We start from the raw sequence: 18,446 nt of genomic DNA on the forward strand, positions 1-18,446 counted from the left end.
TAGACTCGGCGACATGTCGGGCCCCACACAGTGTCTCGGGCCCCGCGGCATGCGCCGCGGGGCTGCCCTGACCTTGGTGTTCGCGGGTGTACTGACGGCCGGTGCCGCCACCGGCGTACTGCCCCGGGATGCTCACGCCCCCGCCGCGCTCGCCACCCGCTCCGTCGCCTCCACCGTCAAGGGCGAGGACGTGACCGCCGCGGCCGCGCGCGCCATCGCCGACGGCAAGTCCGGCAAGGAGGCGGCCGAGGAGGTCGTCAGCCGCAGCGGGGACCGCTGGGGCGCGGTGTACGACGAGCGCCAGTACGCGGAGTTCGAGCAGGCGCTGGACGGTACGTACACCGGCGTCGGGATCTCCGCACGGCGCACCGAGGACGGGCGGGTCGAGGTGGCCCGGGTGCAGCCCGGCAGCCCCGCCGCCCGGGCGGGCATCGAGCCGGGCGACCTGCTGCGCTCCGTGGACGGCCACCGGGTCGACCGCCGCCCCGTCGCCGAGGTCGTCGCCCTGCTGCGCGGCGACGGCGCGGAGGCCGCCGAGGGCAGCACGGTGGCCCTGGGCGTCGAAGGGGCCGGCGGCGCCCGGACCGAGACGCTGCGCCGGGCCAGGCTCGCCACCGAGGCCGTGACCATACGGCGGATCGGCGCCGGCCGCCCCGGGCCCGAGGCCGTACTGATCGAGGTCGACTCCTTCACCAAGGGCTCGGGCACCAAGGTCCGCGACGCGGTCCGGACGGCCCCCGCCGACGCCGGGGTCCTCCTCGACCTCCGGGGCAACTCCGGCGGGCTGGTCACCGAGGCCGTCACCGCCGCCTCCGCCTTCCTGGACGGCGGCCTGGTCGCCACGTACGACGTGCACGGCGAGCAGCGCGCCCTCTACGCGCAGCCCGGCGGCGACACCTCCCGCCCGCTCGTCGTCCTCGTCGACGGCGGCACGATGAGCGCCGCCGAGCTGCTCACCGGCGCGCTCCAGGACCGGGGCCGTGCCGTCACCGTGGGCTCGCGGACCTTCGGCAAGGGCTCGATCCAGATGCCCAGCAGGCTCCCGGGCGGCGGGGTGGCCGAGCTGACCGTCGGCCACTACCGCACCCCGGCGGGGCGCGGCGTCGACGGCCGGGGCATCACCCCGGACCTCGCGGTCGACTCCCGGGCCGAGCAGCGGGCGGAGACAGTATTGAGTGGCCTCGGGGGCGGTTCGTAGTGCGAAAATGGCCGCACTATGGCTAAGGAAAAAGACACCGGTCGCAAGATGATCGCGCAGAACAAGAAGGCGCGGCACGATTACCACATTCTGGACACCTATGAGTGCGGTCTCGTCCTCATGGGCACCGAGGTCAAGTCGCTCCGGCTCGGCCGGGCCTCCCTGGTGGACGGCTTCGTCCAGATCGACGGCGGCGAGGCCTGGCTGCACAACATCCACGTGCCCGAGTACGTGCAGGGCACCTGGACCAACCACTCGGCGAAGCGGAAGCGCAAGCTGCTGATGCACCGGGCCGAGATCGACAAGCTGGAGTCGAAGTCCGGCGAGACGGGCCACACGATCGTCCCGCTCGCGCTGTACTTCAAGGACGGCCGGGTCAAGGTCGAGATCGCCCTCGCCAAGGGCAAGAAGGAGTACGACAAGCGGCAGACCCTGCGCGAGAAGCAGGACCTCCGCGAGACCAACCGCGCGATCTCCGCCGCCCGCCGCCGCCAGCGCAGCGCCTGAGACCCGCGCTCGCGGCCCGCCTCCGGTCGGCCTGTCGGCCGTCCGTCAGGAATAGGCTGGCATCGTCGCACGTTGGTCACGTACGATGGCAACGCACTCCACAGCGGGTGCGCGCATTTGAAAAAACAACATGGGGATGATCGGTTTCGACAGCGGATGTCGAAGCAGGGGAAGCGTGTCGAGGAAGCGGCAATGATCTCGTAAACCATATGTCGCAACCAATAATCGCCAACTCCAAGCGCGATTCCTTCGCCCTCGCTGCCTAAGTAGCGACTTGCGAAGTGTCAGCCCGGGGGTGATCCCGACCCGGATCCTGGCATCATCAAGGGATCTAAACTTCTAGACCCGGTCACGGGGCCTAGAAGGAAATCAAACAGTGACTGAGCCCGTCGGAGACTTGTCCGCGTGATCTCCGGGGCCGAGAAAATCGCAGCGGACTGCACACGGAGAAGCCCTGGTTCTGCACCGTTGGACGCGGGTTCGATTCCCGCCATCTCCACAATTCCCATGTGAGCCTCCGCCCCGCGAGATTTTTCGCGGGGCGGAGGCTTTTTCATGCCTGCCCGCGGGGAGGGGGCGGCTCGCATCGGACGCCGGACGGTGGACGGCGGCCCGCGTGGTCCGCCCCTGTTCGAATGCAGTGCTTGAATGGGTTGACGTTCCTGGCGAGCAAGGAGAAGCGCAGTGCCCCTGGTATCCGTCGTGATGCCCGTGTACAACTCGGCGGCCACTCTCGGTGCGGCGGTGCGGTCGGTGCTCACGCAGACCCACGGCGACCTTGAGTTGCTGATCACCGACGACAAGTCGACCGACGACTCCATGGACATGCTCATGGAGTTCGCCCGGCAGGACGAGCGCGTACGGCCGGAGTCGGCGCCCGAGCAGGGCGGTGCCGGCCGGGCGCGCAATCTCGCCATCGAGCGGGCCCGGGGCGACTACATCGCCTTCCTCGACAGCGACGACATGTGGCTTCCGGAGAAGGCCGAACGGCAGCTTGCGTTCGCTGCGGAGGGCGATGCGCCGCTGACGTTCACCTCGTACTACAAGATGGACGCCGATTACGCGGGAGAAAGCGTCGATTTCGTCCCGAACGGGCGCATCATTCAGGCACGAGGACATGTGGACTACCGGGCGATGCTGGTCCGGGACTACATCGGCGCCCTGACCGCGATGTACGACCGCAACGTCCTCGGCACGCGGCTGATGCCGGAGATGCGGAAGCGCCAGGACTACGCCCTGTGGCTGTCGATCATGCGCGACGGCGCCGACGCCCGGGGGCTGACCGAGCCGCTGGCGGTGTACCGGGCCCACCGGGCGGGTTCGCTGTCCTCCAACAAGCTGTCGCTCGTCCAGTACAACTGGGCGCTGTACCGCGAGCACGAGGGGCTGTCGGTGCCCCGGGCGACGCGGGCGCTGACCGGCGCGGTGTGGCAGTCGCTGCGGAACTCGCGGATCTGAGCCGTTCCGCCTCCGCCCCGCGAGATGATTCGCGGGGCGGAGGCTTTTCCCGTACCGGTGGGGAGGGCCGTGCGCCGGGCTCATGGAGCGAAGAGCTTCTTCACGGCGGACGGGCCGTCGAATTCCGGTGCGATCGCGTCCATGACGATCTCGTCGCAGACCTCCCCGAGCCAGTACCCGGCCCGACGCAGCGTCCCGGCGGACCGGGCTGATCACGGCCGCTGCCCGTGCCGCCGGGTGTGGGAGGCGTACCGCATCAGGTGGTCGACGGCCTTGGCGAGGAGCCGGAGCATGGCGGCGGGGTCGCCGTCCCGGTCGCGGAGCAGGCCGCGGGCGTGGGTCACGGTGGCGACGGCGATGTCCCGGGCTCGTGAGTCGGCCAGGCCCTTCGCGTACTCCTCGGCCGGGTCGGTGAGGAGCCCGAGGTGGGAGCGGAGCCGCTTGCGGACCTCGCCGGCCACCGGCCCCGTCGGCCGGCTCCGGGCGAGTGCGAGTGCCAGGTCCACGTCCCGGGCCATGTCGGTCGCGGTCGGGGGAGTGCCGGGCGCGGCACTCATCGTTCGGCGCTTTCGTCGTACCGACCGTGTTCGATGTCCTCGCCCGGCAGCGGCCCGGTGCGGGCGAGGAAGGTGTCCCAGCCGCGCTGGGCCCGGGCGAGCAGTTCGGCGGACGGGTGACTGCCGGGCAGGTTCGAGTCGGGGGTGTGAGCCGAGAGCGGGAGCTCTAAACGGTCGGACTGGGGTTCCATGCCGATCTCCGTGTTCTGCGGGCTCCTCCGGCCGATTCCGGCGGGCCGAAGGGCGATGCCTGCTACTGACACCCAGTGAACGCGTGACGACGCCCCGGAACTGGCACACGTTGTGACAGTCCGGGGCGTCGTGCGGAAGTCCTGCCGCAGGCGTTCCGGCGTAACGCCCCTAGAGCTGTGCGCCGCACCAGGAGGCGTAGCCGATGAGGGCTTCCGGGGTACGGCGGGCCGCGCGTACCAGGCCGGCGGTGGTTTCGCGTACGGACGGGTGGTACTTGGCCTGCTGCGGCGCTGCTTTGCGGGCCTTGAGTAGGGAGGCGAGTGCCGCGTCGGTCCTGCCGGTCCAGAGCTGGGAGCGGGCGGTGTCGATCCAGAAGTGCCCGAGCCGGTCCGGGAAGTAGTCCGCCGGAGGATGTACCAGCTTGGCGAGCTGGAGGGACCTTCCGTGGTTGCCCAACTCCATCTCCGCCGCCGCCGCGTGGATGGCCACGTTGGTTGGACCGAACGACTGGACGTGTGCTCCGTCCCGGGCACCGCCGATCACCTCGCGCCCCAACTGTTCGGCCAGGCGCCGCGCTTCGGCCAGTTCATTGCGGGCCGAGTCGGCGTCGCCCTGCCGGGTGGCCAGCATCGCCGCCCGCAGGTGCAGGTTCCCGGCGGAGCAGAGGGCGGGAAGTTCACCGGCACGTACGCCGGGTTCCACGGTCTCGCGCGCCCTTGCGATGATCTTCTGCCCGACCTCGTGCCGCCCGGTGGCGAAGGTCGAGTAGGCGCGCATGTAGCCGTACAGGCTCATCAGGTACGGGTCGCCCGCACGCTGGGCGGAGTAGTCCATGCGCGACAGCAGCAGCGCCACCAGGTCCGACAGGCCGAGCCCGTAGGCGACGTCGTAGGCGGACCGGTACACGTGCGCGAGCAGCCGGTGCGCCTCCTCGGCCGGTCGGCCCCGCGCGGTCTGGGAGGCCTGGACCAGTTCGTCGATGAGCGGGGGCGCCATGGCGACGATCCGCCCGAAGTTCGCCTTCCTGCGGGCAAGGAGCACCGCGTGAACGTCGGCGCCGATGTCCGGCAGGGATCGTACGGGGAGTTCGTCGAGCGGGAAGTCGTAGTTGTCGAGTGCGGCACGCAGGTCGGTCAGGGGGCCGTCGAGCCGGTCGTGCGCGTGGTCGGCCGCGTAGGGCTGGCCGGTGAAGGTGGTGACGGGCACACCCATGGCCCGTGCGACGGCCGCGATGAACGAGCCGCTGGCGGGGCGGCGGCCCTGTTCGACCTTGACCAGGAGCGAGTAGGAGACGGTTGCTTTGGTGGCGAGTTGCTTCTGCGTCAGGCGGTGCAGGCGCCGGTACGCGGCGATCCGTGCCCCTGTCCCGACGCCGGTGGGCGTGGACATACTGTGCTCCGTCCTCGTAGTCGCGTACTGGGACGGTACCCGTCGGCATGCGGCGGGGGATGCGGCTTCGCGCGCCGTCGACGGGGTGGACCGTGCGGTTCGGGCTCTCTCCCGGCCCTTGGTTCCCGTGGCCCGCCTCTGCGCGCTCGTTCCGGCCAAACCGCCCTGTACCCCAACGTTGTTGACCTGCCACGCGGTCGAACCCGGCTTCCGTGTCCTCGGCCCCGAGGGGCCTGCGGGCCGGGTCCGGGTGCGACGCTCCCGTTTCACCGGGGGATGCCCGGGGGTGGCTGACGTGGCTCCTGTCGCGCCGTCGTCGGCCGTGCGGAATCGGGGGTTGCCTTTCCCGGGTTGCTGTCGAAGAGGGGTGGGCGGGGAAGGTGTCGCCTTCGTGGGGCAGGGGTGACCGCAGGAGCGTGATCCGGTCCTTGGGGCGTGTTGCCGGGCTACTGTTTGTCTAAAGAAGAGGGCGCCTCCTTGACCTGCACCTATGCCGTCGATGTGTCAGGGAAACCCGAACACTACTAATGAGTAATGTCAGGAATCACATAACACTTCTCTCCTGAGGGGCGGGGGTGTGCGGAAGTTCCGGGTGGCTGGTCTGTCGCGAGATGCTTACGTTCGTGTATCACTGACGTAAGCGAGGGAAACGTCATGAAATCGATGACGTAACTTGTAGGCTGTGTGCATGGTCAGTGCGCGCCGGGACGCAGTACACCGACGTCGGGTACGAGTGCCGCAGAGCTTCGCGAAGCTCGCGGAAGAGGCCGGGAAGGCCATCCGTCCCGGCGAAGACGTGGACGTCACGATCAGGAAGAGGGGTCGTACAGAATGCTTGCGACTGATCCCATGGAAGACGTGTTCGAGAATCAGACCGAGCCCATGCATGTCGTGGTCTCGCTTGGCTTCATCGCCCGATTCCCCAGGTACAACCTGCCCAGCCTCTCCAAGGACCTTTTCTGGACGATCGTCGGGCTGCTGGCCGAGAAGGACGAGCAGGGGCAGTACGTCCACATCAACCGTCACGGTGAGATCGCGGTCACCCAGGACCAGTTGGCGCGGATGCTGGGTGTCAAGAGACCCACGGTCAACGTGGCCATAGGGCATTTGATGGCGCGGAACTTCCTGTGGAAGACCCGGCGGGGCAAGTACCAGCTTCACCCGCTCCTGCTGTACTTCGGCAGCGCCACCCGGCAGGACGAGGCGATCGGGTACGCCAAGGCTCACTTCGAGGACAAGAAGCTTCCCGTGGTGCCCGAGCCCGGGGCCGTGATCGCGCATGAGATCACTGCGGACGGTGTCGCCGACATCCGTGCCTGACCGCTACCGCCTGACAGCGAAAGGAACCTGATGGCAGAGAAGTTCGAGGTCGAGGCTCTGGGGTACGTCGTCGGGGGGCGGGGCGAGCCGACCGACGACTACTGGGGCGGTACGCGCGCGATCATCCGGTTGGACGGTTCCTTGCCGGTGGAGGCGACGAAGGGGCTGGAGGAGTTCTCCCACCTCGACGTGGTCTTCCGCTTCCATCTGACCGATCCGGCCGATCTTCCGCTCCGGGCCCGGCGGCCCCGGGACAATCCCGACTGGCCCGAGGTCGGGTTCGTGGGGCATCGCAACATGCGTCGCCTCAACTGGCTGGGCGTCTCGCGCTGTCGGCTGGTCGGGGTGGACGGGCTGGACCTTCATGTCGAGGATCTCGACGCGGTGGACGGCACCCCGGTGATCGAGGTGAAGCCGTGGTTCGAGGAGATGGGGCCCCGGGGCGAGGTCCGGCAGCCCCGGTGGGTCAGCGACATGCTGGGCGACTACTACGCCCCGGCCCGGGACTGACCCCCGGGTTCCTCGCGTACGACGTACGAAAGCCTCCGCCCCGCGAGACCGTTCGCGGGGCGGAGGCGTGTCGGGCCCGGTTGTCGCGTTACGCGACCGTGCGGATGAGCTTCTTGTTGACGAACTCCTCGATGCCGGGGCGGCCCAGCTCGCGGCCGAAGCCGGAGCGCTTGATGCCGCCGAAGGGCAGTTCGGCGCCCTCGGCGCCGACGCCGTTGACGAAGACCATGCCGGCCTCGATGCCGTCGGCGACGCGGGCGGCCTGCTCGGGGTCGGTGGTGAAGACGTACGAGCCGAGGCCGTACGGGGTGTCGTTGGCGATCCGCAGGGCGTCCTGCTCGTCGGCCGCCCGGAAGACCATGGCGACCGGGCCGAAGAGTTCCTGGCGGGCCGTGGCGTGCTCGGTGGTGAGGCCGGTGAGGACTCCGGCGGGGAAGTGGGCGCCCTTGCGCTCGCCCTCGGTGTGGAGGGTGGCGCCCTCCGCGACGGCGGCGGCCACCTGGCGCTCCAGGGTGTCGGCCGCGGCGACCGAGGAGAGCGGGGCGCCGGACTGGCGGGCGAGGAGCGCGGCGGTGAACTTCTCCACGAACGTGTCGTAGAGGTCGGACACGACGACGAACCGCTTGGCGGCGTTGCACGCCTGGCCGGTGTTGTCGAGGCGGGCGGCGACGGCGGAGTCCACGACGGCGTCGAGGTCGTCGGTGGAGAGCAGGATGAACGGGTCGGACCCGCCGAGTTCGAGGACGACCTTCTTCAGGTGCCGCCCGGCGATCTCGGCGACGGCGGCACCGGCGCGCTCCGAGCCGGTCAGGGAGACGCCGTGGACGCGCGGGTCGGCGATCACCTCGGCGATCTGCTCGTTGGTGGCGTACACGTTGACGTACGCGCCGACGGGGAAGCCGGCCTCGGCGACGAGCCGCTCCAGCAGCGCCGCGGTGGCCGGGCACTGCGGGGCGTGCTTGAGGACGATGGTGTTGCCCAGGGCGAGGTTCGGGGCGGCGAACCGGGCGACCTGGTAGGCGGGGAAGTTCCACGGCATGATGCCGAGCAGGACGCCCACCGGGCCGCGGCGCACGACGGCGCGGCCGGGGCCGGAGGTGACGGGAAGCTCCTCGTCGGCGAGGAAGCCCTCGGCGTGGTCGGCGTAGTAGTGGTAGATGTCGACGCAGAAGTCGATCTCGCCCTCCGCCTCTTCGAGCGGCTTGCCCATCTCGCGCACGATGCCCGCCGCCAGCTCGGCGCGGTGCTCGGCGTGCAGGTCCCCGAGCCGGCGCAGGAGCGCGGCCCGCTCGGCGACGGTGGTGGAGCGCCCCCAGGCGGTGGCGGCGTGGGCGGCGTCGACGGCCGCGGTCACCTCGGCGTCCGTGGCGGTCGGGTAGGTGTGGGCGGTCGTGCCGGTGGAGGGGTCGGTGACGGCGTACATCGGGTCTCCAGGAAGTGCGGGGGAGTGGTGCCGGTGCCGTGGCCGGTCCCGCGTCCGGGGGGCGCGGGGCCGGTACGGCGAAGTCCTACGGTTCGAGTATGGTCCGGGCGCCGACGGCGGACTTCAGGTCCTCGAACGCGGCGGCCGCCTCGTCGAGTGGACGGACGTTGCCGATCAGCTCGTCCAGCGGCAGCCTGCCGGCCAGGTACAGGCGGGCCAGCTTGGGGATGTCGATCGCGCCGACGCTGGAGCCGTAGTTGCAGCCGAGGATACGCTTGCCCTGGTCGGCGAGGTCGAAGAGGTTGAACGCGCCCGTCGCCTCGACGGGGGCCATGCCGACGAGGACGGCCGCCCCGCCGGAGGTGAGCATCGCCGGAAGGGTCTCGATGACCTTGGGGCTGCCGATGGCCTCGAAGGCGTAGTCGGCGCCGCCCAGCTCCTCCTGGCACCAGGCGGCCACGTCGGTGGTGGCGGCGTCGAGGGTGTGCGTCGCCCCGAAGCGTTCGGCCGCGGCCAGGCGCTCGGGCGAGAGGTCGACGGCGACGATCGGGTCGGCCCCGACCAGCCGCAGCCCCATCACCACGGACAGGCCCACCCCGCCGGCGCCGATGACGACCGCGGACTCGCCGGGGCGGACGCCCGCGGTGTTCATGGCGGCGCCGATGCCGGTGGAGATGGAGCAGCCCAGGAGGGCGCCGATGCCGAACGGCAGCTCGTCGGGGACCTTGACGGCGGCCGACTCGGGTACGACGACCCGGCTGGTGAACGCGCCGAGGCCGAGGTAGGGCCAGACCTCCTCGCCGTCGGCGTCGGTGATGGGGGTCGTGCCGTCGGGCAGGGTGTTCGCCACGGCCTGGGTGCCGGTGCAGAGCCAGGCCATCCCGGCCAGGCACTTGCGGCAGCGGCGGCAGGGCGCGAACCAGGAGAGGACGACGTGGTCGCCCGGCTTCACCGAGCTGACGCCGCCGCCGACGTTCGTGACCACACCGGCGGCCTCGTGGCCCAGGACGAGGGGGCGGTCGCTGGGCCAGTCGCCCGTCAGGATGTGCAGGTCGGAGTGGCAGACCCCGGCGGCGCGGACGTCGATCTCCACCTCGCCCGGTCCGGCGGGCCGGTGGGAGACCTGGCGGGTGTGCAGGCCCGCGACGGGGTCGTAGGCGATGGCGGGGGAGAGGTTCGCGGACATCAGAGAGCCTTGATTTCTTCGGACGGCGAGGTGTTCGACGACGGGGTGCTCGACGACGGGGTGTTTCCGGAGGCGCGGGTGTTTCGGGAGGTGGGGGTGTTCCCGGACGGGTGGGTGGGGGACACGAGGCGGGTGTGGGGCTTGGCGACGGCGATGTAGACCAGGCCGACGACCAGCAGCGCGGAGAAGACCACGATCACGGCCCAGACCTGGACCCAGCTGCCCGACGGCGGCGCGAGCTCGGCGCGGGGCCAGGCGATGTTGACCGCCTCGAAGAGCAGCCACACCACGGCCAGGACGTTCACCACCAGGCCGGCCCGGCCCAGGCGGAACTCGCCGTCGGCCGGGTTCCAGCGGCCACGCAGCCGTGCGTAGAGCGCGACGAGGGCGACGGTCAGGAAGATGAGGTAGAAGCCGCCGGAGCCGAAGGAGATCAGCGTGGCCGCCGCGTTTCCGTTGAGCCCGAGCAGCAGGCCGAGACCGGCCAGGACGGCCGTGACGGTGAGCGAGACCCAGGGGATCTGGCGCTCCCCGACCTTGGCGAGCTGGGTGGAGCAGGGCAGCTGCCGGTCGCGGGCGAAGGCGAAGACGGCCCGCCCGATGTACGTCTGGATCGAGATGGCGCAGGCGAAGAACGCGACCAGGACCACGACGACGAACGGCTTCTCGCTCCAGCCGCCCAGGCTCTGCGTCACCGCGTCGAAGACCGGGTCCACGGTCTTGCCGGAGACGGCGTCCTCGGGGCGGCGCAGCGAGAACGTCACCGCGACCGAGGTCAGCAGCACCGTGAACGCCACGAACACGTAGCTGCGCAGCAGCGCCCGGGGCACGCTGCGTCGCGGCTGCTCGGTCTCCTCGGCGACCTGCGTGGTCGCGTCGAATCCCAGGAAGGCCCAGCCGGCCACGGCCAGACACGTCACGAACCCGGCCACGGCGGACCCGCCCGAGGCGGATTCCGCCCCCAGGGTGTCGAAGAGGATGCCGAAGCCGTTGTTGCGGGCGAAGACCAGCAGGAACACGCTGATGGCGATGGAGGCGACGCCCTCCGCGACGATGCCCGCGTTGAGGAAGTGCTTGACCGGGTTGACGCCGAGCAGGTTGATGCCCAGGGCCACGACGATGAAGACCACGCCGAGCAGGACGTGGGTCGCGGGGGAGAGCTCCGCGTCGCTGAAGAGCATGTGCAGCCAGCTGGAACCGAGGTACGCCACGGTCGTCAGCGACGCGATGGCCGAGGCGAGGTAGATCCAGCCCACCAGCCAGCCCAGCCGGGGCCCGCCCAGCCGGCGGACCCATTGGTAGACGCCGCCGGTGATCGGGAACTGCGAGGAGAGCTCGGCGTAGACCGTGGCGACCAGCAGCTGTCCGAGGAAGGCGACGACGACCGCCCAGATCCAGGTGGGTCCGGCGAAGACGAACCCGAGCTGGACGACGGCGTAGATGCCGACCACCGGGGAGATCGTCGCGAAGCCGAGAGCGAATACGGCCCAGGGGGAGAGGGTGCGCTTCAGCTCTTGCTGGTAGCCGTACTCAGCCAGGTCGCCGGCATCGGCGCGGTTGTGGTCCACGTTGTACTCCTGGCATTGCTAGGGCCCGCGTCCGGCGGCGCCCACAGGTGGAGGCCGGTCGCCGACCTGCCGTTCCCACCGGTTACGAGGCCGGTGCCACGGTGGTCGTTCGAGGGGCGACCGTGTATTGGCTGTAGAGCCAATTGTTATTTGGCTGCACAGCCAATAGCATCTTCGCCATGGCGTCAAGGGGTACCGGGAAACAAGTGCGCAAATCGGCGGCGGAGCGGCGCCGCGAGATCGTGGCCGCGGCCGCGCTGGTCGGGCTGGAGGAGGGCCTGGAGTGCGTCACCCGGCAGCGGATCGCCGACGGCCTCGGGGTCCAGTCCGGACTCATCCACCACTACTTCCCGGTGGTCGAGGAGCTGGTGGCGGAGGCGTTCGCCCGGGCCACCACGGCGGAACTGGACGGCCTGCTGCCCGAGGCGGCGACCGGGGCCGAAGCCTCGGACGGAGCGGACGGAGCGGACGGAGTGGACGGGGGGGAGGGGGCAGGGCCCCTGGACGCCTTCCGGCGCTTCTTCACCCTGATATCGGGCGCCGAGTTCGACAACGTCAGCAAGCTCTGGCTCAACGCGCGGCACCTGTCCCGCTACCGTCCCGCGCTCCACGGCCAGGTCGTCAGCCAGGAGCTGCGCTGGTGCCACCGCATCGAGCAGATCATCGCGCGCGGGGTGCGGGAGGGGGAGTTCCGCTGCGAGGACCCGTGGGCGTCGGCCGTGCGCATCCTCGCCGTCGTCGACGGCGCCAGCGCGTACATCAACACCAGCGCGGACCGGCGTACGGAGCCCCTCGCCGACCTCGCGCGCAGGCTGGCGGAGGCCGAGCTGGGCCTGGCGGCCGGTGGTCTGCGGCTGCCCTGACGCGCCTCTCTCCATGGCGTCCAGGTTTGTGGAAGTCTCATAAAGTCCCGCCTCCGAATCCGTGGCTCGCGCTCCTGATTCCCCTTCTCCCTCGCTGAAATGATCGTTGTGGAGCGATTCGGGTGCTGTTGGGCATCCACATAATCCGAGGAGGCCCGTATGACCCGCGACGGACGTGTGCTGGTGACCGGCATCGGTGCGATGACACCGTTGGGGGACGACGCGGCGGCGCTGTGGGCGGGTCTGCTGGACGGCAGATCGGGGGTGCGGTCCCTGACGGAGGAGTGGGCTGAGGACCTGCCCGTGCACGTCGCGGCCGCCCTCCCCACGGACCCCGCCTCGCTGCTCCCGAGGACCGAGGCGAGGAAGCTGGACCGGGGCGAGCAGATGGCCCTGCTCACCGCCCGGGAGGCATGGCGGGACGCCGGGGCGCCGCAGGTGGAGCCGGAGCGGCTCGCCGTCGTCCTCGGTACGGGGACCGGGGGCGTCCTCACCACGCTGGGGCAGGACGACGTCTTCGAGCGCGCCGGGGCCCGCCGGCTCTCGCCGTTCGCGGTGCCCATGCTGATGCCCAACGGGCCCGCCGCCTGGGTGAGCATGGACCTGGGCGCGAAGGGCGGCGCCCGGACGGTGGTGAGCGCCTGCGCCTCCGGGGCGGAGGCCCTCGCCCTGGGGCAGGACCTGATCCGGAGCGGGCGGGCGGACGTGGTCGTCGCCGGTGGCGTGGAAGCCTGCCTGCACCCCTTCACCCTCGCGGCGTTCGCCCAGATGAAGGCGTTGTCGACGCGGTCCGAGGACCCGGAGGCGGTGTCCCGGCCGTTCGACGTCGGGCGGTCCGGCTTCGTGATGGGCGAGGGCGCGGGGATGATGGTGCTGGAACGCGAGGAGTTCGCCCGCGCCCGTTCCGTACGCGGCTACGGGGCGCTGGCGGGCGGCTCCGTCGGATCGAGCGCGGGCCACATCACGGCCTCCGACACGGCGGGCCAGGTCCGCGCGATCGAGCTGGCGCTGCGCGACGCCGGCCTGGCCCCTGCGGACATCGGCGTCGTCCACGCCCACGCCACCTCGACCGACTCCGGCGACCTGGCGGAGGCCGAGGCGGTCGCCCGTACGATCGGCGACCACGCCGCGGTGACGGCGACGAAGTCGATGACCGGCCACATGCTGGGCGCCTCCGGCACGGTCGGCGCCATGGTCGCCCTCCTCGCCCTCCGGCACGGCACGCTCCCGGCCGTCCGCAACCTCGACGAACCCGATCCGCGCGTGGAGCTGGACCTGGTACGCGGCGAACCCCGCACCGGCCGGTGGACCGCCGCCCTGGCCAACTCGTTCGGCTTCGGCGGCCACAACGTCAGCCTCGTCCTCACCGGCTGACCGTGGCGGGCGGCCGCGCGGCTCAGCGCTCCCGGGGGACCCGGACGCCCGCCAGGGCGAGGACCAGGGCCAGGGCCGCCGCGCAGATCGGTACGGCGTAGCCCTGGACGCCCCCGACATGCTCCACGAACCAGCCGCCGGTCGCCGAACCGGCCGCGATGCCGCCCAGCAGCGCGGTCACGGCCAGGGTCATCCCCTCGTTCAGCCGGCCCTCGGGGGTGAGGCGCTGGATCAGGGTCATCCCGGTGACCATGGTCGGTGCCGTCGCCGCGCCCGCCAGCAGCAATGCGGCCGCCAGGACGAGGACGGAAGGGGTCGAGGCGGCGGCGATCAGGGGCAGGGACATCAGGGCCGTCATCCCGGTCAGGCAGACCAGCAGGCGCCGCCGGATGCTCGCGGCCGGGCGGAGCGAGCCGTACAGCAGCCCCGCGACGCAGGAACCGGCCGCCTGGAGCGCCAGGACCGCACCGCCCGCGTGGGCGATCGTGACGACCTCCATCGAACCGAAGACCGCCCCGGTGGCCAGGAACGCGGCGAGCAGCGGCGGCATGCCCCGGGTGCGGAGCGGTGAGCCGGTGCGGGTGCGGGGGGCGACGGGGGGTTCGGTGGCGCGCTGGGCGGCGAAGACCAGTACGCCGGTCATCAGCAGGACGGCGGAGACCAGGGTCCCCGCCTCCGGGAAGAGCGCCCCGCACAACAGCGCGGCCAGTGCCGGGCCGAGCATGAAGCAGAGCTCGTCGGCGGCCTGCTCGAAGGAGTTCGCGGTGTGCAGCGCGGCCGGGTCGCCCCGGTGCAGATGGGCCCAGCGGGCCCGGGACATCCCGCCGGTGTTGGGGGTGGTGGCGGTCGCGGCGTAGGCGGCGAAGAGGGTCCAGGCCGGGGCGTCGTAGTGCACGCAGAGCAGCAGCGCCAACGAGCCGAGCACGGCGATCGCGGTGGAGGGCACCGCGATCCGGGCCTGCCCGTACCGGTCGACGAGCCGGGCCGTCCAGGGGGCGACCACCGCCGTGGCGGCGAGCCCGGTCGCGGTGACGGCCCCGGCCAGGGCGTACGAGCCGCGCGTCCCGGCGATCATGATGACCGCGCTGACGCTGAACATCCCGCTGGGCAGCCGTGCGATGAGGTTGCCCGCGGTGAAGGCGCGGGCGCCCGGGGTGGCGAGCAGCCGGACGTACGGATTGCTGGACGCCCGCCGGACGGGGGCGGTGCGCGGGGCGATGACCAGCTGGCCGCCGGAGACGGCGAGCAGGGGGGAGGACGAGGAGGGGGACGAGGAGGGGGCTGGAGCGGTCTCGTACGGCATGGAGCAAGCCTCCGGGCGGGCGGCCCCCGGGGTCCAACACCTTCTCCGTACCGATTCACGCATCTGTGATGTGAATATTGACGCACCTGTGTTGTAGGTTCCGGTGTGGTCTCCTCCGCCGCCGGATCCGGCGCCCCGACGCAGCACCCCCGCCCCCACACCGACCCGCGCCTCCTCCGCGTCTTCGTCGCGGTCGCCGAGGAGCTGCACTTCACCCGCGCCGCCGCCCGCCTCTACGTCGCCCAGCAGGCGCTCAGCCGCGACGTCCGCCGCCTGGAACGCGAGCTGGGCGTGGAGCTGTTCGTACGGACCACCCGGCAGGTCGCCCTCACCGCGGACGGGGAACGGCTCCTGCCGTACGCGCGACGGGTGCTGGAGGCCCACGCCGAGCTGGCCGCCGCCTTCACCGACCGGGCGGACCTGCCCCTCTTCGTCGACCTCAACACCGACGGCATGACGGCCGCCCGGGTCCTCGCCCGCGCCCGCGAACTGGCCCCCCGGTGCGAGCTGATGGCGCGCTTCGAGAGCGGGCTGACCTGGGCTGCCGACGAGATCCTGGCCGGCCGGCTCGACGTCTCCTTCGGCCGCGCGGCCGGACTCGCCCCGGCGGTACGGGCCCGGCTGGGCATGCGGCCGGTGCGGTACGAGCCGATGGCCGTGCTGCTCCCCGACGACCACCGGCTCGCCGCGCGCGAGACCGTCCCCCTCGGTGATCTGGCCGGGGAGACCGTCTACGCGGGCGCCGGCAATCCGCGCACGGTGGAGTGGACGGAGTTCGCCCGGCTGCTCTTCACCGCATGGGGCATCGAGCTGGCGCCGCCCGTCCCGCTCGCGATCGGTGTCGCCGAGTTCCAGCGGGTCATGGCGAAGTCCCGGAACCCGGTGCTGGTGGTCGACGAGTTCCCGCCGATGCCGGGCACCGTGGTGCGCCCGCTGGTCGACCCCGTACCCCTCTCGCCGCTGCTGCTGGTCTGGCGCAAGGGGCTGCGCCATCCCGGCCTCGACGCGCTGTGCGAGGCCGCCGCGCTGCTCGGGGCCGAGGAGGGGTGGCTGGTGCGCCCGCCCGGCAGCTGGCTGCCCGAACCCGACGCGACCCTGATGCTCGGCGGGCGGTGACGCGGCCCTGACGCTCGGCGGGCGGGAACCGGTACGTATACCGTCGCCGGACACGGCCGCGAGATGAACCCATGGCGTAACCGGCGGGAAACACGGGTGAACCGGCCCCGTCATGTGCCCCGCGCATCATGGGCGGCCGCAGGAACGCCAACGGGAGCGGGACGGGAGTCGGCCGACCACATGTACCAGGACGACGAGGAGTACGGACCCCTCACGGGCTTCACCGTCGGGGTCACCGCCGCGCGCCGCGCGGAGGAGTTCGGGGCGCTGCTGGAACGGCGGGGCGCCTCGGTCGTGCACGCCCCCGCCCTGCGGACCGTGCCGCTCGCCGACGACGGCCAACTGCGGGCCGCCACCCGGGAGGTCATCGCCTCCCCACCGGACGTGGTGGTCGCCACCACCGCGGTCGGCTTCCGGGGCTGGATCGGCGCCGCCGGGGAGTGGGGCCTCGCCGACGCGCTGCTGACGGCGCTGGACGGGGCCGAACTGCTGGCCCGCGGCCCCAAGGCCAAGGGCGCCGTCCGGGGAGCCGGGCTCACCGAGACGTGGTCGGCCGCCTCCGAAGCCATGGCCGAGGTGCTGGAACGGCTTCTGGCCGAGGGCGTCGCGGGCCGTCGCATCGCCGTCCAGCTGCACGGCGACTCGCTCGCCGAGTTCATCGGGCCGTTGCGCGCGGCGGGCGCCGAGGTCCGCCCCGTCCCCGTCTACCGCTGGACGGAACCCGAGGACATCGCCCCGCTCGACCGGCTGCTCGACCTCACCGTCGCCCGCGGCCTGGACGCCCTCACCTTCACCAGCGCCCCGGCCGCCACGGCGCTGCTCGGGCGGGCCGAGCGCCGCGGGCTGCTCCCGGAACTGCTGGGCGCGCTGCGCGAAAACGTACTCGTGGCCTGCGTCGGACCGGTCACGGCCCGGCCGTTGGAGGAGCGCGGGATCGGCACCGTACAGCCGGAACGCTTCCGGCTCGCGCCGCTCGTCCAGCTCCTCTGCGCCGAACTGCCCGCCCGCGAAACGGAGTGGGAGATCGCCGGGCACCGGGTGGCGGTCCGTGGGCGGGCGGTGCTCGTGGACGGCGGGCCCCGCCGGGTGACGCCCGCCGGAATGGCGCTGCTGCACGCCCTGGCCCGGCACCCCGGCCGGGTGGTGTCCCGCGCCGAACTGCTGCGCGCGCTGCCCGGCGGCGGCCTCGACGAGCACGCGGTGGAGACGGCCGTCGCCCGGTTGCGCACGGCACTGGGCGACCCCGGTCTCATCCGTACGGTGGTCAAACGCGGCTACCGGCTGGCGCTGGACCCGCGCTGAGGAGCTGACGGGGCCGCGTTGTCAGTGCCCGCTGCTACAACGGACCCAGAGGCAACGGGCGAGAGGGCAGGGGGACTCCATGGGCACCTGGGGCAGTGGCAACTTCGACAGCGACGCGGCGGCGGACCATCTCTCGGGTATCACCGGGCGGCTCGTCGAGCGGATCGCGGAGGCGATGGCCGGTGATCCGGTCCGCCTGGAGCCCGACGAGTACGAGGGCGTCACCGTGCCGTGCGACATCGAGCTGCTCTGCCTGATCGCGGAGCAGGGGTACGTCGGCGCGGGCGTGCCGGAGCCGGCGGTGGTCGCGGGCTGGCGGGAGACGTTCATGCCCGTGTGGGAGCGGACCATCGACGATCTGGAGCCCACCCCGGAGTACAAGGAGGACAGACGGGCCGAGCTGGTCCGCACCTTCGACCGGCTGGCCGCCCTCGCGGAACGGGCGCACTGACCGGGCCGCGCCCGGGAAAGGACGGGGCTGCCGTGGCCTGCCGGGATACCTTGCGGGGATGGACGACAACGACATCTACCAGCTCGACGCGGAGATACGGCTCCGCCCCGTCGAGCTGCGGGACGCGGCCTCCCTCGCCGACTCGCTGACCCGTAGCCGGGCCTACATGCAGCCGTGGGAGCCCATCCGGCCCGACCACTTCTACACCGAGCAGGGGCAGCGCGAGCGGCTGACCGGGCTGCTCGTGGAGTGCGAGGCCGGCCGGGCGAAGGGCTGGGTGCTGGCCGACGCGGAGGACCGCGCGGTCGGCGGGTTCAACCTGAACGGCATCGTGCTCGGCCCGCTGCGCAGCGGCGCGCTCGGCTACTGGGTGGACGTCGAGTGCGCGGGGCGCGGGCTGGCCACGGCCGCCGTGCGCCGGATCTGCGAGCTGGCCAGGGACGGGCTGGGGCTGCACCGGATCGAGGCGGGGACGATGGTGGACAACGTCGCCTCGCAGCGGGTGCTGGCCAAGTGCGGCTTCGAGCAGTACGGATTGGCGCCCCGCTTCCTCCACATCAACGGGGACTGGCGCGACCACCGCGTCTTCCAGCGGATCCTGCACGACGGCCCGCCGCGCGACTGAACCGTCCGCGGCGCGTCCGCACCCCCGGCGCGGGGGCAGGGGTTCCGGGCGGGCCGTCGGCGGGGCACCCTGGGGGAGACCCGACCGGTGACCCGAGGCGGTGG

Annotated in this window: 18 protein-coding genes and 1 other RNA gene; 12 read left to right on the forward strand and 7 right to left on the reverse strand. The window is 71.9% G+C overall.

Translation table 11 applies throughout. The annotated features are described in order from the left end of the window. The first annotated feature begins 13 nt into the window (after positions 1-13). The 4 genes from ACWC97_RS20785 to ACWC97_RS20800 all read left to right on the forward strand — a co-directional run bounded on the left by ACWC97_RS20785 (position 14) and on the right by ACWC97_RS20800 (position 3,163). Complete coding sequence (locus tag ACWC97_RS20785) at positions 14-1,198, forward strand: S41 family peptidase (RefSeq protein ID WP_450650793.1); 1,185 nt, start codon at positions 14-16, stop codon at positions 1,196-1,198. An 18-nt stretch (positions 1,199-1,216) separates the two neighbouring features. Further along, a complete protein-coding gene (gene smpB, locus ACWC97_RS20790) occupies positions 1,217-1,705 on the forward strand; it encodes an SsrA-binding protein SmpB (protein WP_352273665.1) in 489 nt (162 codons plus the stop codon). Positions 1,706-1,837: 132 nt separating this feature from the next. Continuing rightward, positions 1,838-2,207, forward strand: a transfer-messenger RNA (tmRNA) gene (ssrA, locus tag ACWC97_RS20795). Between the two features lie 182 nt (positions 2,208-2,389). Beyond that, the gene (locus tag ACWC97_RS20800; RefSeq protein WP_450650795.1) at positions 2,390-3,163 is read left to right on the forward strand and encodes a glycosyltransferase family 2 protein; all 774 of its coding nucleotides are present in this window, start codon (positions 2,390-2,392) and stop codon (positions 3,161-3,163) included. 212 nt (positions 3,164-3,375) lie between these two features. Here ACWC97_RS20800 and ACWC97_RS20805 read toward each other — a convergent pair whose 3' ends face one another. The 3 genes from ACWC97_RS20805 to ACWC97_RS20815 form a co-directional block, all read right to left on the reverse strand. Beyond that, the gene (locus ACWC97_RS20805) at positions 3,376-3,720 is read right to left on the reverse strand and encodes a DUF6415 family natural product biosynthesis protein (RefSeq protein WP_450650797.1); all 345 of its coding nucleotides are present in this window, start codon (positions 3,718-3,720) and stop codon (positions 3,376-3,378) included. Continuing rightward, positions 3,717-3,911, reverse strand: a complete 195-nt coding sequence (locus ACWC97_RS20810; protein ID WP_352273669.1) for a hypothetical protein — start codon at positions 3,909-3,911, stop codon at positions 3,717-3,719. The genes ACWC97_RS20805 and ACWC97_RS20810 overlap by 4 nt, the downstream gene beginning before the upstream one ends. 169 nt (positions 3,912-4,080) lie before the next feature. Then, on the reverse strand, positions 4,081-5,301 hold the full coding sequence (locus ACWC97_RS20815) for a helix-turn-helix domain-containing protein (RefSeq protein ID WP_352273670.1): 1,221 nt from the start codon (positions 5,299-5,301) through the stop codon (positions 4,081-4,083). 858 nt (positions 5,302-6,159) lie between these two features. On the opposite strand from ACWC97_RS20815, the gene ACWC97_RS20820 reads away from it, so the two are divergent. Both ACWC97_RS20820 and ACWC97_RS20825 read left to right on the forward strand, forming a co-directional pair. Beyond that, complete coding sequence (locus tag ACWC97_RS20820; RefSeq protein ID WP_450650799.1) at positions 6,160-6,621, forward strand: replication/maintenance protein RepL; 462 nt, start codon at positions 6,160-6,162, stop codon at positions 6,619-6,621. A 30-nt stretch (positions 6,622-6,651) separates the two neighbouring features. Beyond that, entirely contained in the window at positions 6,652-7,131 is a 480-nt protein-coding gene (locus ACWC97_RS20825; RefSeq protein ID WP_450650801.1) for a TrmO family methyltransferase domain-containing protein, read from the forward strand. Between the two features lie 88 nt (positions 7,132-7,219). On the opposite strand, the gene ACWC97_RS20830 is transcribed toward ACWC97_RS20825, so the two are convergent. The 3 genes from ACWC97_RS20830 to ACWC97_RS20840 all read right to left on the reverse strand — a co-directional run bounded on the left by ACWC97_RS20830 (position 7,220) and on the right by ACWC97_RS20840 (position 11,308). After that, entirely contained in the window at positions 7,220-8,554 is a 1,335-nt protein-coding gene (locus ACWC97_RS20830) for an NAD-dependent succinate-semialdehyde dehydrogenase (protein WP_385209728.1), read from the reverse strand. Positions 8,555-8,639: 85 nt separating this feature from the next. After that, a complete protein-coding gene (locus tag ACWC97_RS20835) occupies positions 8,640-9,740 on the reverse strand; it encodes an alcohol dehydrogenase catalytic domain-containing protein (protein WP_352273674.1) in 1,101 nt (366 codons plus the stop codon). Then, positions 9,740-11,308, reverse strand: a complete 1,569-nt coding sequence (locus tag ACWC97_RS20840) for an APC family permease (RefSeq protein ID WP_352273675.1) — start codon at positions 11,306-11,308, stop codon at positions 9,740-9,742. The genes ACWC97_RS20835 and ACWC97_RS20840 overlap by 1 nt, the downstream gene beginning before the upstream one ends. A 179-nt stretch (positions 11,309-11,487) precedes the next feature. Here ACWC97_RS20840 and ACWC97_RS20845 point away from each other — a divergent pair, with 179 nt between their 5' ends. Both ACWC97_RS20845 and ACWC97_RS20850 read left to right on the forward strand, forming a co-directional pair. Next, a complete protein-coding gene (locus ACWC97_RS20845) occupies positions 11,488-12,171 on the forward strand; it encodes a TetR/AcrR family transcriptional regulator (protein WP_450650804.1) in 684 nt (227 codons plus the stop codon). Between the two features lie 159 nt (positions 12,172-12,330). Then, entirely contained in the window at positions 12,331-13,545 is a 1,215-nt protein-coding gene (locus ACWC97_RS20850; protein WP_450650806.1) for a beta-ketoacyl-[acyl-carrier-protein] synthase family protein, read from the forward strand. 22 nt (positions 13,546-13,567) lie between these two features. Here ACWC97_RS20850 and ACWC97_RS20855 read toward each other — a convergent pair whose 3' ends face one another. Further along, positions 13,568-14,848 (reverse strand): MFS transporter, encoded by a 1,281-nt coding sequence (locus ACWC97_RS20855; protein ID WP_450650808.1) that lies wholly within the window; start codon positions 14,846-14,848, stop codon positions 13,568-13,570. A gap of 105 nt (positions 14,849-14,953) precedes the next feature. Here ACWC97_RS20855 and ACWC97_RS20860 point away from each other — a divergent pair, with 105 nt between their 5' ends. The 4 genes from ACWC97_RS20860 to ACWC97_RS20875 all read left to right on the forward strand — a co-directional run bounded on the left by ACWC97_RS20860 (position 14,954) and on the right by ACWC97_RS20875 (position 18,342). Then, complete coding sequence (locus tag ACWC97_RS20860) at positions 14,954-15,964, forward strand: LysR family transcriptional regulator (protein WP_352273679.1); 1,011 nt, start codon at positions 14,954-14,956, stop codon at positions 15,962-15,964. A 180-nt stretch (positions 15,965-16,144) separates the two neighbouring features. After that, positions 16,145-17,266, forward strand: coding sequence for a uroporphyrinogen-III synthase (locus ACWC97_RS20865; RefSeq protein ID WP_450650810.1), 1,122 nt, complete (start codon positions 16,145-16,147; stop codon positions 17,264-17,266). A 79-nt stretch (positions 17,267-17,345) separates the two neighbouring features. Further along, positions 17,346-17,717, forward strand: coding sequence for a DUF4259 domain-containing protein (locus tag ACWC97_RS20870; RefSeq protein WP_352273681.1), 372 nt, complete (start codon positions 17,346-17,348; stop codon positions 17,715-17,717). A gap of 58 nt (positions 17,718-17,775) precedes the next feature. Beyond that, positions 17,776-18,342: a GNAT family N-acetyltransferase gene (locus ACWC97_RS20875; protein WP_352273682.1), complete on the forward strand. Its 567-nt coding sequence runs from the start codon at positions 17,776-17,778 to the stop codon at positions 18,340-18,342. Positions 18,343-18,446 lie beyond the last annotated feature (104 nt).

The organism is Streptomyces sp. NPDC001108 (assembly GCF_053598535.1).